Origin of the sequence: Haloglomus salinum (assembly GCF_024298825.1) — an archaeon.
GTDB lineage: Archaea > Halobacteriota > Halobacteria > Halobacteriales > Haloarculaceae > Haloglomus > Haloglomus salinum.
On the sequence record NZ_CP101153.1, the window covers coordinates 645,552 to 660,789 of the forward strand.

The 15,238-nt window shown below is 70.9% G+C and carries 15 protein-coding genes; 7 read left to right on the forward strand and 8 right to left on the reverse strand.

Annotated features, from left to right (window positions below):
- The first annotated feature begins 4 nt into the window (after positions 1 to 4).
- From NL115_RS03140 to NL115_RS03150, 3 genes are all read left to right on the forward strand, one after another.
- Positions 5 to 1,498 (forward strand): proton-conducting transporter transmembrane domain-containing protein, encoded by a 1,494-nt coding sequence (locus tag NL115_RS03140; RefSeq protein WP_254831764.1) that lies wholly within the window; start codon positions 5 to 7, stop codon positions 1,496 to 1,498.
- Entirely contained in the window at positions 1,488 to 3,893 is a 2,406-nt protein-coding gene (locus NL115_RS03145; RefSeq protein WP_254831765.1) for a DUF2309 domain-containing protein, read from the forward strand. Before NL115_RS03140 ends, NL115_RS03145 begins: the two co-directional genes overlap by 11 nt.
- 91 nt (positions 3,894 to 3,984) lie before the next feature.
- Complete coding sequence (locus tag NL115_RS03150; protein WP_254831766.1) at positions 3,985 to 4,746, forward strand: PHP-associated domain-containing protein; 762 nt, start codon at positions 3,985 to 3,987, stop codon at positions 4,744 to 4,746.
- A gap of 1 nt (position 4,747) precedes the next feature.
- On the opposite strand, the gene NL115_RS03155 is transcribed toward NL115_RS03150, so the two are convergent.
- Positions 4,748 to 5,305: a metal-dependent hydrolase gene (locus tag NL115_RS03155; RefSeq protein WP_254831767.1), complete on the reverse strand. Its 558-nt coding sequence runs from the start codon at positions 5,303 to 5,305 to the stop codon at positions 4,748 to 4,750.
- A gap of 130 nt (positions 5,306 to 5,435) precedes the next feature.
- Here NL115_RS03155 and NL115_RS03160 point away from each other — a divergent pair, with 130 nt between their 5' ends.
- Positions 5,436 to 5,702, forward strand: coding sequence for a hypothetical protein (locus NL115_RS03160; protein ID WP_254831768.1), 267 nt, complete (start codon positions 5,436 to 5,438; stop codon positions 5,700 to 5,702).
- A gap of 71 nt (positions 5,703 to 5,773) precedes the next feature.
- Here the strand turns inward: NL115_RS03160 and NL115_RS03165 are convergent, their stop codons facing one another.
- On the reverse strand, positions 5,774 to 7,405 hold the full coding sequence (locus NL115_RS03165) for an acyl-CoA carboxylase subunit beta (protein ID WP_254831769.1): 1,632 nt from the start codon (positions 7,403 to 7,405) through the stop codon (positions 5,774 to 5,776).
- 90 nt (positions 7,406 to 7,495) lie between these two features.
- On the reverse strand, positions 7,496 to 9,700 hold the full coding sequence (locus NL115_RS03170) for a hypothetical protein (RefSeq protein WP_254831770.1): 2,205 nt from the start codon (positions 9,698 to 9,700) through the stop codon (positions 7,496 to 7,498).
- 177 nt (positions 9,701 to 9,877) lie between these two features.
- Here NL115_RS03170 and NL115_RS03175 point away from each other — a divergent pair, with 177 nt between their 5' ends.
- Positions 9,878 to 10,969 carry a sensor histidine kinase gene (locus NL115_RS03175; protein WP_254831771.1) on the forward strand — a complete coding sequence of 364 codons (1,092 nt, stop codon included), beginning with the start codon at positions 9,878 to 9,880 and terminating at the stop codon, positions 10,967 to 10,969.
- Between the two features lie 3 nt (positions 10,970 to 10,972).
- Here NL115_RS03175 and NL115_RS03180 read toward each other — a convergent pair whose 3' ends face one another.
- The 3 genes from NL115_RS03180 to NL115_RS03190 all read right to left on the reverse strand — a co-directional run bounded on the left by NL115_RS03180 (position 10,973) and on the right by NL115_RS03190 (position 11,749).
- Positions 10,973 to 11,167 carry a DUF7331 family protein gene (locus NL115_RS03180; RefSeq protein WP_254831772.1) on the reverse strand — a complete coding sequence of 65 codons (195 nt, stop codon included), beginning with the start codon at positions 11,165 to 11,167 and terminating at the stop codon, positions 10,973 to 10,975.
- Between the two features lie 205 nt (positions 11,168 to 11,372).
- On the reverse strand, positions 11,373 to 11,564 hold the full coding sequence (locus NL115_RS03185) for a DUF7331 family protein (RefSeq protein ID WP_254831773.1): 192 nt from the start codon (positions 11,562 to 11,564) through the stop codon (positions 11,373 to 11,375).
- The gene (locus NL115_RS03190) at positions 11,564 to 11,749 is read right to left on the reverse strand and encodes a DUF7331 family protein (RefSeq protein ID WP_254831774.1); all 186 of its coding nucleotides are present in this window, start codon (positions 11,747 to 11,749) and stop codon (positions 11,564 to 11,566) included. Before NL115_RS03190 ends, NL115_RS03185 begins: the two co-directional genes overlap by 1 nt.
- A gap of 207 nt (positions 11,750 to 11,956) precedes the next feature.
- Between NL115_RS03190 and NL115_RS03195 the strand changes: the two genes are divergently transcribed.
- Positions 11,957 to 12,577 carry a uracil-DNA glycosylase gene (locus tag NL115_RS03195; protein ID WP_254831775.1) on the forward strand — a complete coding sequence of 207 codons (621 nt, stop codon included), beginning with the start codon at positions 11,957 to 11,959 and terminating at the stop codon, positions 12,575 to 12,577.
- A 95-nt stretch (positions 12,578 to 12,672) separates the two neighbouring features.
- The gene (locus NL115_RS03200; RefSeq protein ID WP_254831776.1) at positions 12,673 to 13,149 is read left to right on the forward strand and encodes a hypothetical protein; all 477 of its coding nucleotides are present in this window, start codon (positions 12,673 to 12,675) and stop codon (positions 13,147 to 13,149) included.
- Here the strand turns inward: NL115_RS03200 and NL115_RS03205 are convergent, their stop codons facing one another.
- The gene (locus NL115_RS03205) at positions 13,150 to 14,418 is read right to left on the reverse strand and encodes an outer membrane protein assembly factor BamB family protein (RefSeq protein ID WP_254831777.1); all 1,269 of its coding nucleotides are present in this window, start codon (positions 14,416 to 14,418) and stop codon (positions 13,150 to 13,152) included.
- A 179-nt stretch (positions 14,419 to 14,597) separates the two neighbouring features.
- Positions 14,598 to 15,209, reverse strand: a complete 612-nt coding sequence (gene hisB / locus NL115_RS03210; RefSeq protein ID WP_254831778.1) for an imidazoleglycerol-phosphate dehydratase HisB — start codon at positions 15,207 to 15,209, stop codon at positions 14,598 to 14,600.
- Positions 15,210 to 15,238 lie beyond the last annotated feature (29 nt).

The window sequence follows — 15,238 nt, forward strand, 5'->3', positions numbered from 1 at the left end:
AACGATGTCAGGACGCACCTCACAGACGACGGTTGGACAACTCCCGGACACGACGGCCGAGTCGCCGTTCGTGCCCGTCGCACTCACGTGGCTCGTGTGGGCACTGCTGGTCGCGAGTATCGTCACGCTCATCCTGCGAGTCCGAACTGGGGGCGCGTGGGAGATTCCCGGTGTGGTTGCTATCGACGGACTGACCGTTCTGATGTGGGTGGTCGTCACCTTCTTCAGCGGTATCGTCCACAGCTACTCGCGGCGCTACATGGCGGGGAGCGCACAGAAGACGCGCTTTTTCGCCACCACGTTCGGGTTCACGCTGGCCGTGATGGCGCTGGTGGCGGCCGACCACGTCGCGCTGTTCGGCGTCCTGTGGCTCGCGATGGGGCTGCTGATGGCGAACCTCATCGGCACCGCCAGGGACTGGGACCAGGCGCAGGCGGCCGCGACGCTGGCACGCAGGTACTTCATCGCCAGCAGCGCGCTCCTGGGTGTCGCGCTGACGGCCCTGTGGTGGACGACCGGCGCGACGACCATCTCCGGAATCGCCGCGGCCGCCGGAACACTCGGTGGCCCGGTGTGGCTGGTCGCCGCCGGCGCACTCGTCCTCGCGGCGATGATACAGTCCGCTCTGGTGCCGTTCCACAACTGGCTGCTCTCCTCGATGACCGCCCCGACGCCGGCGTCGGCACTGATGCACGCGGGCTTCGTCAACGCGGGCGGCATCCTGCTGACACGCTTCGCGCCGGTCGTCACCGTCGACTCCGCACTGCTGCTCGTGGTGGTCGCCATCGGTGGAGCCAGCGCCATCGGCGGGAAACTCCTGAAGTCGGTCCAGACGGACATCAAGGGCAAACTCGGCTGTTCGACGGTCGGGCAGATGGGGTTCATGCTCATGCAGGCCGGCCTTGGCTTCTTCGGGGCCGCCATCACCCACCTCATCCTCCACGGCTTCTACAAGGCCTACCAGTTCCTGAGCGCGGGCGAACAGGTCGAGCACACCAGCCCGGAGGCGGCCGCGCACACGACGGGCCGCCTGTCCAGCGCCACCGGCGTCGTCGTGACGCTGCTGACCGGGCTCGCGGGCGGCGCGCTGTTCGCGGTGTTGACCGGGAAGGGCACGACGGTCGACAGCGGCCTGCTGCTGACCGTGTTCGTGGTCTTCACCACGCTCCACGCCGCCCGGAGCGCGGTGCAACGCACCGCGCTCCCGACGACGGTCCGCTACGGGGCCGTTCCCCTGGTCTTCTTCCCGGCCATCGTCGTCTACGCCGTGGTCTACGGGGCGGTGTCCGGGCTCCTCTCCGGGCTCCCGATGGCCTCGGCGCCGACCGAACTGACCCTGCTTCACGGTCTCATCGCCGTCGCCTTCGTCGGCATCTACGCCGGCATCGAGACCGGCATCCACGAGCAGAGCCAGCGCCTCTACGTGGCTCTGGTGAACGCCGGCCAACCGTCATCCGACACCCTGCTGACCTCCACGGAGGATTACAATGAGTACTGACGCCACGATTCAGAACAGCATCGACAAGGCAGCGACGACCGTGGGTTCGCTCTGGCCCATCCACTCGTTCGTGACGGCAAACCCCCTGTCGGGGTTCGAGGACCAGCCGTTCGGCGAGGCGGTCGAACAGGCGGCCGACCTGCTGGGCGGCCGCGGCTACCCCAGTGCCGAGACCTTCCGGACCGCGCTCGAACGCGGGCAGATAGACCCGGATACCCTGGAGGCGGAACTCTCAGAGGCCGGCTACGGGGGCGAAGCCCCCGAGGCACTGCTCGACCGCATGGCCGATGCGACCGCTCACGACACGACGGCGGCCGACACCGCCACGGAGCACGTCGACCGGGTGCTGGCGAAGTGGCTGTCGGCCTTCCTCGACGAGGGGAGCGCCCACTGGGCGATGCCGAAGCGTGAGGCGGGGTTCTACACCGCCTTCCGCGGAGTGACCGAACACGACGACGAGATTCCCGACGAGGGGGTCGTCACGGACCTGCCCGAGACACCGGCCGAGGCCATCGAGACGGTGCTGGCACCGTTCCCGGAGAGCCAGTGGGTACCCATCTTCGAGGAGCAACTGACCGCACTCCCCGGCTGGACGGGGTACATCAAGCAGCGCGTCGACGACGGGGGCGAGTGGCAGTCGACGTACCCCATCTCGCTGGAGGGGTACCTCGCGGCGCGGCTGGCGCTGCTGGATGCCGTGGGGGCCGACATCGAGCCCTCGAACGACGACGTCGACGCGAACCCGGCCGACGAACTCGCCCGGGCGTTCCTGCGCGCCTGGGAGGCGACCTACCGCGGTGACCTCGTCGAGGCCGTCTCCGTGGAGAGCCAGTCGCTGGCCGACAGCGATGCCTCGGGTCGCCCGGACGCCCAGCTGGTGTTCTGTATCGACACCCGGTCGGAGATCATCCGCCGCCACATCGAGGCGACGGGCGCGTACGAGACACACGGGTACGCCGGCTTCTTCGGCATCCCGATGGAGTATCAGGGGTACGATGCCGACGTGTCGGTCGACGCCTGCCCGCCGATTCTCGACCCACAGCATCACGTCACCGACTTCCCGACCGACGACGGCACGCAGGCACGTCACGACCGCTGGTCTGGTATCCGCGCGGCCGCGGACGAGGTCATCGAGACGCTGGAGGCCAACGCGGCCACGGCCTACGGCTTCGTCGAGACCGCCGGGAGCGGCTACGGGCTCGCGCTCGCGGCCCGCACGCTCGTCCCCGGCCGCGTCCGCGACCTGTTCACCACCGCCGACGAGTCGGTGCCCGACGAGCAGGAGTTCTGCGAGCCGCTCGTCCATCACCAGCACACCTACGCCGGCGACCTCCCGGTCGGGCTGACCACCGAGGAGAAGGTCGAGTACGCCGCCACCGCCTTCGACCTGATGGGCTGGGAGGAGTTCGGTCGCCTCGTCGTCTTCACCGGCCACGCCAGCGAGACGGCCAACAACCCCTACGATTCGAGCCTGGACTGTGGTGCCTGTGCCGGCAACCCCGGCGGCCCGAACGCCCGCGTCCTCGCGACCATCTGTAACGACCCCGAGGTGCAGGCGGAACTCCGCGAGCGCGGCCACGAGGTCCCCGAGGACACCGTCTTCCTCGCCGGGCAGCACAACACGACGACCGACGAGGTCGAACTGTACGACGGCGACGTGCCCGAGAGCCACGCCGAGGACCTCGCACAGCTGCGTGCGGACCTCGCGACCGCCCGCGAGCACGCGGCCGCCGAGCGCGCCGCGTCGATGGACGCCGACGGGGCGAGCGTCGACGAGGTGGAGCGCCGCGCTGCCGACTGGGCCGAGACCCGCCCCGAGTGGGGACTGGCCGGCAACGCCGGCTTCGTCGTCGGCCCCCGCGAGTTGACGAGCGACCTCGACCTCGACGGCCGCGCGTTCCTGCACTCGTACGACTGGTCGACCGACCCCGACGGCGAGGCGCTGGAAGCCATCATGACCGGGCCGATGGTCGTCACCCAGTGGATAAACACCCAGTACTACTTCTCGACGGTCGACAACGCCGTCTACGGCAGCGGCTCGAAGGTGACCCACAATCCCGTCGGCAACGTCGGCGTCTACCAGGGCAACGGTGGCGACCTGATGACCGGGCTCCCGAACCAGTCGCTGATGGCGGCCGACGACCAGCCACACCACCAGCCGCTCCGCCTCTCGACGGTCGTCCACGCGCCGGTCGAGCGTGTCACCGGGGTCCTCGCCAAGAACGGTGAGCTGGCGGAGCTGCTCGACAACGACTGGCTCTCGTTGACGGTCGTCGACCCGACCCAGGAGCACCGCGCGTTCCACTACGAGGAGGACCTGGAGTGGACGCCGGTATCGGAGGAGGCCGCCCCCGAGCCCGCGGCGCCGACCACGCCCGCGGTGGCGGACGACTGAGCCGGAACAGAGACACCCGGCCGCCGTGGCGTCGGTCGTCGCCGGCCCGAACCCGCAACGGCTTAGCCCTCGCATGCCCGACCCGACACCAGTGACCGAGAGCGAGTTCCGTGTCGACCCTCATGTGAAGGTTCTCGACGAACGGGTCGTCCAGCGGGCCAAACGCCGCGGCCTCGACGCGCTCATCTACGCCCCGCACTTCACGCGCCTCCCCGACATCCGGGCGAAGGCACGCCGGTTCTCCGACGAGGAGCTGCTCGTGTTGCCCGCTCGCGAAGTGTTCACCGGGAGCTTCCGCGAGCGCAAGCACGTCCTCGCGGTGGGGCTCTCCGAACCGGTCCCCGACTTCATCACGCTTGAGGCGGCGATGGCCGAGTTCCGGCGCCAGGACGCGGCCGTCCTCGCCCCGCATCCGGAGTTCGCGACCGTCAGCCTCGACGCCGACGACCTCGCGGCGTACCGCGATACCGTCGACGCCATCGAGGTGTACAACCCGAAGCACCTGCCAGGACACAACGAGCGGGCGCTGGAACTCGCCCGGGAGACGGGCCTGCCGCCGTTCGGCTCGTCGTACGCCCACCTCCGGGGCACCATCGGCGAGGTGTGGACCACGTTCGAGGAGCCGCTCTGGTCCGAGCGCGAACTCGTCGAGGCGTTCCAGACGGGCGCTCCTCGGCGGGTCCACCACCGCGACGGCCCCGGGCACGGCGCCCGGTGTGCGGCCGAGACCGCACACCTGCTGTACGAGAACACCTGGGAGAAGGTCGACCGCCTGTTCCTCCAGGGGACCGAGCCGACCCATCCACGACACATCGCCTACGACGGCCGGTTCGACGACGTGTCGGTCTACTAGCTCAGACGGGCAGGCCAGCGACGGCCCCGACCAGCCAGCCGAACACGGCGGTCGAGGGCTCGTTCCCCACGCCGGGTGCGAACGGCAGCGCTGCCGCGAGGTCCCGGAGGAGGCCGGGGACGACGTGGACGAACACGGCGACCACGGCGAGTTCCAGCAGCGTCACCAGCAGCGTCACGGCGTCGGCGTACGAACTGCTCGTCGTCACGCCGAAGGGGAGCCCGAACTCCTCGTCCCAGAGCGGGTGGAACAGCGCGATGCCCCGCTTCGAGCCGACCATGTCGAGCACGTAGTGACTGAGGACGCCGATCCAGACGTAGTGGAGGTTGTCGAGGTAGATGGGGTAGGCGACGAAGACAGCCAGTACGGTGAGGCTGTGGAACGTCTTGCGGTGCTTCCCGAACGCGGTATCGATGTCGGGGAACAGCGCGCCCAGCGTCACCGGCACGAGCGTCATCGCGATGGTGCGGAACGTCTCGATATCCCCGGCCGGCTCGAGGACGTACCCCAGCCCGATGGCCAGCAGGACGCCGTTCAGTACGTGACCCTTCTTGTTCATCGGGTAGGGGGACTCGCGGGGGCCGGACAAGCGTTTCCGTCGGCGGCGCGGTCGTCCGACGCGCGGCTGACGGGACCACCGTCCAGACCGGCCCCAAGGCGTTTGTCACCGGAGACCCGACCCGGCCGGTATGCGCGTCGGACTCCTCGCGGTGGGCGGCCTCTCGGCAGCCATCCTCGCGACCGGCCTCGCCCTCCTCTTGCGGCCCGAGCGGGCAATCGAGTACCAGGAGCGGTACGCCGAGCGGGTCGCGACGGTCGGCCCAGAGGACGCCCCCGACTATTACGACCAGACGCGGGCGGACCGCCGGGACACGTTCCTCCTGGGCGGCCTCGTCCTGTCCCTGGTCGGGGGCGCCCTCCTCGCGTTCACGGTGTACGGCACGCTGTTCCTCTGAGGCGTTGGAGCACGGGCGAGCCAGCCACAGCCGCGGGAGACCGGCGGGCCCGAACGCCTGGTGGGGCGGCCTCAGATCGGGTCGATATGGTGCTTCTTCGGCGGCCAGTCCTCCTCGAGTTCCTCGTCCGCACGGGCGAGCATCCGGGCGATGCGGCCGCGGGTCTCGTCCGGCGCGATAGCCGCGTCGACGCCGACGCCCGACGCGGCGCGGATGGCGCCCGTACGGTCCTGGAACTTCCGAACGAGTGCCTCGCGCTTCGCCTCGGGGTCGTCGGCCGCCTGTATCTCCCGGCGGTACGCGATGTCGACGGCGCCCTCGATACCCATCGCCGCGACCTCCGCCGTCGCCCAGACGACGGTGAGGTCGTTGCGCGCCGACCGACCACCCCCCATCGCGACGTGGCCGAAGCCGTACCCCCGCCGGAGCACGACGTTCGCGATGGGGACGGTCGCCCGATTCAGCTGGAAGGGGAGCTTCCCGGCGTGGCGGGCGACGCCCTCGGCCTCCGAGTCCGGCCCCGGCAGGACCCCAGGCGTGTCCTCGAACAGGAGGATGGGGAGCCCGAACGCGTCACAGAACGAGGCGAAGCGGGCGGCCTTCTCGGAGGCGTCGGTGTCGATGGTGCCGGCCATCACACGGGGCGCGTTGGCGATGACGCCCACGGGCTCGCCCTCGACGCGAGCGAAGGCGGTGACGATGTTGCGGGCGTAGCGTGACTTCAGCTCGAATACCGACCCGGCGTCGACCACACCCGCGAGCACGTCGCGCACGTCGTACCCCTTCTTCGGGTCCGCCGGGATGACATCGACGAGTGCCTCCGGGTCGCGCTCGGGAGCGCGAGGCTCGACCGCGGGCGGGTCGCGCCGGCAGTTCCGCGGGAGATACGACAGCCACTCCGTGATGGCGTCGAGACACGCCTCGTCGTCCGGATACGCGGCGTCGGCCATCCCCGTCCGCACGGTGTGGACGTCGGCACCGCCGAGTTCCTCCTTCGAGACCGCCGTCCCGAGCGCGGCCTCGACCAGGGAGGGCCCGGCCACGCCGAGCGTCGACCCCTCGACCATCGGAACGAAGTCGGCCATCACGGAGAAGTTGGTCGGCGCGGCAAAGCCCGGCCCCATCATCGCGGAGACGAACGGGACCCAGCCCGACAGCGTCGTCTGCTGGCGGAACAGGCCGCCGTCGCCCTGCGCCGTCGGGCGGGCGTCCAGGCCCTCCTGGATGCGGTGGCCGCCGCCGTCGTGGAGGTTGACGACCGGGAACCCGCGGTCGGTTGCGAGGTCGTACAGCCGTTCCAGCTTGTGCCCGCCGGTGTGGCCGATGGAGCCGCCCTTGACGGTGAAGTCCGTCGCCGCGATGGCGACCGGCCGGCCCTCGACCTCGCCGACGCCCGCGACGACGCCGTCGGCGGGGGCGTCCTCGCGCTCCCAGTCGGCCGTCTCGGGCGTGGTCGGCGCGGGCGCGGCCAACTGGCCGAGTTCGTCGAAGCTCCCGTCGTCGCAGAGGTAGGCCACTCGCTCGCGGGCGGTCAGTTTCCCGTGTTCGTGCTGGCGTTCGACGGCCTCGGGGCGTCCCTCGTCGCTGACGGCCCGGCGCTCGGCGCGCAGGCGTTCGGTCAGTGCCGCCGCGTCGAGGTCACGTCGCTCGGCCACGTCGTCCCCGGACCCGTCCGTCGCCACGTCGTCGGGCGTCTCGTCCATGACCCGGCGGTCGGGTGGCGGCCTGTTATCGGTTGCCCCGACGGTCGATGAGCCCGGCGGCACCGGCGTGCCGGGCGGTCGGGAGCTGGCTCAGTGCCGCCGGCACGCCCCGAGGGCGACGAGACCGGCGGCGAGAAGCGCCGCGAGGGCGCCGAAGCCGTCGCCGGCCGCGCCGGTCGGCGTCACCGGCGACCCGGTCGCCGTCGCGGACGGGGCCGCTCCCGCCGTACTCTCGGCGTCGGGGGCGGCACCGCTCCGGGCACCGCTTTCGGTACCCCGACCCGCGTCGCCGCTCCCGGTCGCCGTCGCGGGAGTGGCAGTGCCGGAACCGTCGCCGGAGCCACGCCGCTCGCCGGCCGTCGGCGTCGAATCGCGGGCCCTGACGGTCGTCGCGCGAGTGCCAGCCTCGACGGGGTACTCGCCAGGGGCGTCGAACGTCACGGTGCCGGCCAGTGTGGCGGACTCGCCCGGCGCGAGCCGGAGGGTGCGCTCGGCCACCGGCTCCCTGTCGACAGTGAGCATCACGGTCCCGTCGGCCGGGCGCTCGGCCCGGTTCCGGACGACGGCGCGAACCTCGATGGACTCGCCGACGGCGACGCGCTCGGGAACGGTCAGTTCGGCCACGACGGGCGTCGCCGGCGGTCGGACGGTCACCGCACGGCTGGACTCGCCGAGTCGGAGCTGTGTGTCCGCGGGCGCGTCGAACGGTACCGTCCAGGAGCGGTCGGCCGTGGCGCCGGCGTCGAGTTCGCTCGTCCGGGTCCCGACCGCGCGGTCGCCCCGACGCAACGTGATGGCGAACTCGCCGGCGGCGTCCCCGGTGTTCTCGACCGTCGCGTCGACGACGACCCGTTCGCCCGGGACGAGCGTCGGAAGCCGGTCGACGGTCGTGTTCCGGTAGGGCCCCGCCACGTGGAACTCCTCGAAGCGGTAGTCGAAGTCGGCGAGGCCGCCGAAGACGCGGGCGTACTCCGAGCGGCTCGGCGGTTCAGGCGTCGCGTCGGTCTCCGTGTACCGGCGCGCGACCTCGCGAGATTCGCTCCCGCCGACGGCCCCGACACTGGCGAGGAAGGTCGACTGGTCGAGCTGGCCGCCGTCGGCACGGTCCTGCGCACGGCGGATGGCATCCTGTAGGGTAGCGCTCCCGTCGGTCTCGGCCCGTATCTGCCGGTCGATGGCGGCGAACACCAGCGCGCCCTTCCAGTAGTGGGCGGTCGTCCCGCGCCACGTGTCCGGCTCCGCGAGGACCACGTCGCCGTAGCGCTGGCGCGTCCCGATGTTCAGGTGGCGCTGGAACTGCGAGTAGTTGATTCGACCGCTCCGGAGCGCCCGGCTGGCGGCGTAGTAGTCGGCCATCCCCTCGTACGTCCAGCCCGTCTCCGTCGTCGGGCGATACGTCTGCCGGGTGTGGACGTACTCGTGGGACCAGACGTTCTCCGGGGTGTCGAGGCGCTGCACGTCACGGACCCAGAAATCCTCGGGGCCGCGCTGGAGCCCCGTCGACCCGTACTCGACCCCCTCGGTCGGGGCGATGATGGCGAGGACCTCGTCGTCGGCCGGCCCGAGCGTCATGGTGCGGGCGGTGCCCGCCAGCGCGTCGAGCACGTCGGCCCGGGAGTCACGGAGGCCCGCGGCCTCCGGGACGGCGAGCGTGATTCGTTGCCCTGCGACCTCGCGGGTCGTCGTGTCGACCGGGCCGAGGAAGAGGAGGTTCTCACCGGCCACACCCTCGCCCGCGACCGACTGGTCGGTCCGGATGGGCTGGCGCTGGCCGGTCCCGGAGTAGGTCACGCCGAGGCGCGGGACCTTCGTCAGTGCCCACTCGCCCGCGTCGACGAAGATGTAGCCGCTCGTCTCGGCCCCCTCGCGCCCGCGCGTCACGGTCTCGTTCACAGGCAGCCGATAGGACAGCGACGGCCGGTCGGTCGTCCGCGTCCACTCGTACTGGCGCGAGCCGCGCTGGCTGAACCCCTCGGTGTCCGTGACCGTCACCCCCTCGGGGACCTCCGCGGTCAGCGAGGTGACGCCGTCGGGGATGGTGAACCGGGCGTCGACGCCGATCTCGCCGGGGCGGTCGGGCGTCAGCGACGAGCTGAACGTGATGTGGACGCCGCCGTGTGGCGTCGTGGGGCCGGCCGTCGTGGCCGCGCGCGTGAGCGTGGCGGTTTCGGTCCCGGCCCCCGTCTCCGCGGCCGCCAACCCCGCGAGTGGGACCGAGACGGTGCTCGTGACGACGAGCACCGCGACGAGGACGGAGCGAGCCGCGACCCGGACGCGACGGCGGGACCGTGTCATCTACCGCCCCGTCCGGGCCGGAGCGGCATAACCCCCCGGCGAGCGGCGAGGCTGACCGTGACCCGTCACGGGTGGGCGCTGACAGTCGGGACCGACACCGTGTCCGAGAGCTACTGGATGCCACCTGTCACCGAGGGCCCCAACGGTTTTGCCGCGCGGACGAGTACCGACGCAAAGATGTCCTCCAGCCACGTGGCCGGAAAGCTGCCAGGTGCGGTTCCGGAGGAAGCCGCGGGCTGGGCGGTCGCCGTACTGGGTCTGGCACTCGCCGCGGCCGGCCTCGCCTACCACGCCACCGTGCCGGACAGCGAGTTCTTCATCACGGCGGTCGCGAGCCTGCCGGGAGCCGTGACGGCGGGCCTCTGGTTGGTGGCGCGGAACCGGTGGGTCGAGACGGACCACCAGCCACGACTGCTCCAGTGGTCGCTCATCGGCGGCGGGGTCCTCGGCAGCATCATCATCGTGGTGGCACTGGTTCAGGGGGGCGGGCTGCTGGAGTGGTTCGTCCTGCTCCAGTTCCTCACCGGCGTCGGGACCGCGTCCGGGGTCGCCATCGGCACCAGCGAGGCCCGGAGCGTCGAGGCGGCTCGCCGGGCCGAACGCGCCCGCGTCTCCGCCGAACACGTCCGCGAGGAACGTGACCGTCTCCGGTTCCTCAACAACCTGCTGCGCCACAACGTCCTCAACAAGATGCAGATCGTTCGTGCGTACACCCACGAGGTCGCCGAGCAACAGGACGGTGAGTTCGACGAGGAACTGGAGACGACGATGGAGCAGACCCGCGAGGTCGCCGAGCTCGTCGAGAACGTCCGCCACCTCGTCCGGGCGACGACCGACGACACCCCTCCGCGCCCGGTCGACCTGCGGGCGGCGGTGGAGGCCGCTATCGAGTCCGTCGACCCCGAATCCGGCGGCAGCGTCGAGACCGACGTGCCCGCCGTCACCGTCGAGGGGGACGACCTCCTGAAGTACGTCGTCGAGAACCTCGTCCGGAACGGCTTCCAGCATCACGACCGGGAGAAAGCGACCGTTCGGGTGACGGGGACGGTCGACGGGGGGACGGTCCACCTCCGTGTCAGCGACGACGGCCCCGGTATCCCGAACGGGCTGAAGGACGAGGTGCTGACGGCCGGCGAACACGGCGATAGCGGCCTCGGTCTCTATCTCGCCCGGACCGTCATCGAGGGGTACGGCGGGTCGATGGGTATCCGTGACAACGAACCGCGGGGGACGGCGGTGGAGCTGACGCTGGAGCGCGCCGAGGAGTGAGACTCACCGACCGAGTTCGACCGAGTGGTCCGCGCGAATCCAGGCCCCCTTCGCGTCGCTGTCGTAGAGGATAGTCTCGTCGTTCCGGGTGGTGAACGCACCGTAGCGCTCCGGGTCGATGCTCGGCAGTGAATCGTCGTCGGGGGTGTGGACGGCCGCCAGGTCGGTCGCTTCACTCCGATTCTCGTTCGTGGGCATGTGTGTCACGACACGTTCCATCACCCTGAGCGTGATGCCAGTCATTGCCGGTAGAAGGTAATGCATGGTGGGATGGCACGGGGAGTGGGGATATCCGGAGCTGTTCGTCACCGAGTGGTGACTCCGGAGGAGCACGAGAGGAACCGCCGTGAGGCTGCCGGCGGGTGACCGGTGTCGAGCAGCAGCGACAGCGGAGACAGGTATCTCATCGACCGAGTTCGACCGGGTGGTCCGCGCGAATCCAGGCCCCCTTCGCGTCGCTGTCGTAGAGGACGGTCTCGCCGTTCCGGGTCTCGAACGCGCCGTAGCGCTCCGGGTCGATGCTCGGCAGCGAGTCGTCCTCGGGGGTGCGGACGGCCGCCAGGTCGGCGTCGTCGCCGCCGTGACGCTGGTCCATCAGTGCCCCACCTCGACTGCACAGTCGGCGCGAAGCCAGGCGTCCTCTGTCTCACGGTCGAAGAGGACGGTCGTCCCGTCCGCGACATCGAAGGCCCCGTATCGCGCGTCGGGGACCGGCGGGAGCCGCTCGTCCGCCGGCGTCTCGACGGCCACCCTGTCGGTCCGTTCGTTCGTGTCTCCCATCGACAGGTCCTTGTCCCGGGACCTCCCTGAGGCTGTTCCCGGTTGTAGCCAGCTATTTATTATCTAGCGATTTATAATACGCCGTATTGAGACGGTAAATATACATTCAGGTAGCGCGGGCCACGGTCGCTCCCCCCGTGACGGGGGCGGGCGGCCATACTGACCGGGTCGGCGGGTTTCATGCCGGCGGGACGCCTCCCGTGAGCCGTGCCCGAGGACCCGACCTTTCCGGACCCCGACCGGCGGAACCCGGTGGCGGCCGGCTGTGGACGCTGCCCGGAACTGGTCGACTGTCGTACGAGTATCAGCCACGGCGTCGGGCCGACGGACGCGTCGCTGGTCGTGGTCGGGGAGGCCCCCGGCGCGGGCGCGCCGGCGGCCGACCGCTGGCGGGGCGGGAACCTGACCGGGATGGCCTACACGACCCGCAACTCCGGGCGGAAGGTGCGCCGGCTGGTCGCCGACGCCGGCTTCGCGGACGACGCCTACTACACGAACGCCGTCAAGTGCTTCCCCTGCGACGGCACGGGGAGCAACCGCGAGCCCACGCCCGAGGAGCGGGCGAACTGCCGGCCCTATCTCCGCGAGGAACTGGCGGCCGTCGACCCGGACGCCGTCCTCACCACCGGCAAGCACGCGACGACCTCGGTGTTCGCGATGGCCGGCCGGTCGCTCGACGGGTTCCTCGACACCGTTCTGGAGCCCGTGGAGACCGATTTCGGGCAGGTGGTCCCGCTGTTGCACCCCAGCTACCAGGAGGTGTGGCTCTCACGGCTCGACCACACGCGCGGCTCGTACCTCGCGGAGCTGCGAACGCTGCTGCGGTGACCGCCACCGGTCGGCCGGAGCGTCGTCGGGGAGTCACAGGGTCCGCCGAGAGGGCAGGTTTCAAGCCCTCCCCCGCGGATTCGACACCAACGAACATGTCCGACCAGGCGATCCAGCGGGCGGTGCGCGAACTCCGGAACGCGGAGGTTGCCGCGACCGAGACGGTGACCGTCCAGAACGGGACCAACGTGTTCCCGGACGACGTGGGGGAGCCGGTGCGGGTCCTCGACGCCGGGAGCGCGGTCCGGAAGGTCGAGGACCTCGCCCGGAACGCGCTCGGCGAGTACCTCCCCGAGGGGGTCGGCATCGCGACACAGAACGGGGAGTTCGAGGTGAGCGCGCCCGCAGCCGAGGGGGTCGACGTCCGCTTCGACACGGAGCTGTTCGCGGTCCACTCGACGCAGGTCACCTTCTCGGGTACCGTCGAGCGGGCCGCCGACGCCGTCGAGGTCGGCATCGTCACGGTCAACTTCCGCCTGCTCGACCGTCAGCGGTTCCCCGGGACGCAGGGTAGCCGGGGGCAGCAACAGGGCGAGCAGCAGGGCGGACAACAGGGTCAGGGCGGACAGTAACTATCGGAGCGCGGCCACGAGCCCGTTCCCGGTCATCGCGAACACCGTTCCGTCGACGGGCGCGAGCGTCCGGGCCGGCGCGTCGAACGCGACCCGCCAGCGCTCGCGTCCGTCGGTGGGGTCGAGCGCCCGCACGTCGCCGGAGGCCCCGCCCGTCGCATCCTCGTCTCTGGCCGTCGCCACGAGTACACGGTCGCCCGCGAACACGACATCACGGACGAACCGGCCGTTTCCGGCCTCGTGCGTCCACTCGACGGCCCCGTCCTCGAGCGCGAACGCCCGCACCGTCGCCCGGAACCGCTCACCGGTCGTCGGCTCGCTGGTCCATTGCCGGTAGACGCCAGCGTACACCCGGTCGCGGGCGGCGTCGACGGCGGCGTACCGGGACCCGAGGAACGCGTCCCGCTCGTCGCTGCGAATCGCCCGCCACGCCACCTCGCCCGTCGTCGCGTCGACCGCTCGGAAGGCCGGCGCGCCGGCGTCCGTCCGGAAGCCGTACCGCGTACCCGGCACGAGCACCCGAGAGCCGGCGCCCACAGGGGCGCCGATACGTTCCACCTGTGTCACGGACCGCCACTCGGCCGGCGGCACCGCGCGCAGTGGCACGTCCAACGCACTCCGTGGCCGGTACCGGACGAGTTCGTAGCCGTCGTGGCCGAACAGCGCGCCGTCGTGGACGAGCGGCTGGGCCCGCAGGTCGGGCGACTCACCACCCCAGCGACGGATGCCCGTGTCCTGCTCCCGGGCGACCGACCCGAATCGGGTCGTGGTCAGGACCATCCCGGCTGCGACCGTCAGCCCCGCCGGTAGAGCGGGGAGGTCCCGTGTCCACGCCGTGTCGCCGGTCGCGGCGTCGCGGGCGGCGACCCTCGGACTCTCGCCGTCGCCGCCGGCGACGAACAGGCGACCACCGCGGCGTGCGAGGGTATCCACCGGCCGCTCGTCGCTCCACACCTTCGACCCGCCGCCCCGGTCGAGTGCGACGAGACCGTCGGCACCAGCGTACACCCGGTCGGTATCGACGACGAGCGCCTGCGGCGCGAACTGCGACGACGCCGCGACGGACGCGGTCCAGTCGACCGTCGGGTCGTCGGGAACGCTCACGTCGGGCACGGCAGCCGTGTTCGCGAGGTCGTAGCGGGAGAGTGGCCACGTATCCGCAGTCGGCGTCCAGTCGTCCACCTCGCCGAGTCGGACGCGGTCGGCGACCAGTCCGCCACCGGCGACGAGACCGGCCGCACCGGCCAGGAGGGCACGTCGGGAGGGCATCGTCGTCCGGTTCCCGACGAACCACCGAGTGGTTTGTGGTCCGGAGAGCGGTCAGGTGGCGGACTGGTCGCCGATGTCAGAGATGTTCGTAATCCAGCTACTATCGAGCATCTCCGTCGCATATATCACGAAGATGAACAGAAATACGAATATGTCGAGAGCTCCGGGACTGTCTCAGCCTACAGCTCGCCCTTCGTACTCGGCGTGTCACCCGCCCGGCGCTCGTCGACCCGCGTCGCGTCGTCCAGCGCGCGGGCGAGCGTCTTGAACAGCGCCTCGACCTCGTGGTGGGCGTTCTCGCCGGTGACGCCGGCGTGGAGCGTGAGCCCGGCGTTCATCGCGAGCGAGCGGGCGAAGTGGGCGGCCATGTCGCTGGTGAACTCGCCGACCGACGGCTGTGAGAACGCGCCGTCGAAGTCGAAGTAGGGGCGCCCGGAGACATCCACGACCACGTCCGCGACGGCCTCGTCCAGCGGGACCCGGCGGTCGGCATAGCGGACGATGCCGCGTTTCTCGCCGAGCGCCGCGTCGAACGCCTGCCCGATGGCGATGGCGACATCCTCGACGGTGTGGTGGTCGTCGATGTGGAGGTCGCCGTCGCACTGGACCGTGAGGTCGAACAGGCCGTGCTTGGCGAAGGCGGTGAGCATGTGGTCGAAGAAGCCGACGCCGGTGTCGACGGTGGCCTCACCGTCGCCGTCGAGCGCCAGTGTGACCTCGATGTCGGTCTCGGCGGTCTCCCGGGTCACGGCGGCCTCGCGGACGCCACCCTCGGTCGTCTCGTCGCTCATGGTCGCGGCTCCGGGGCCCACCGGCAAGA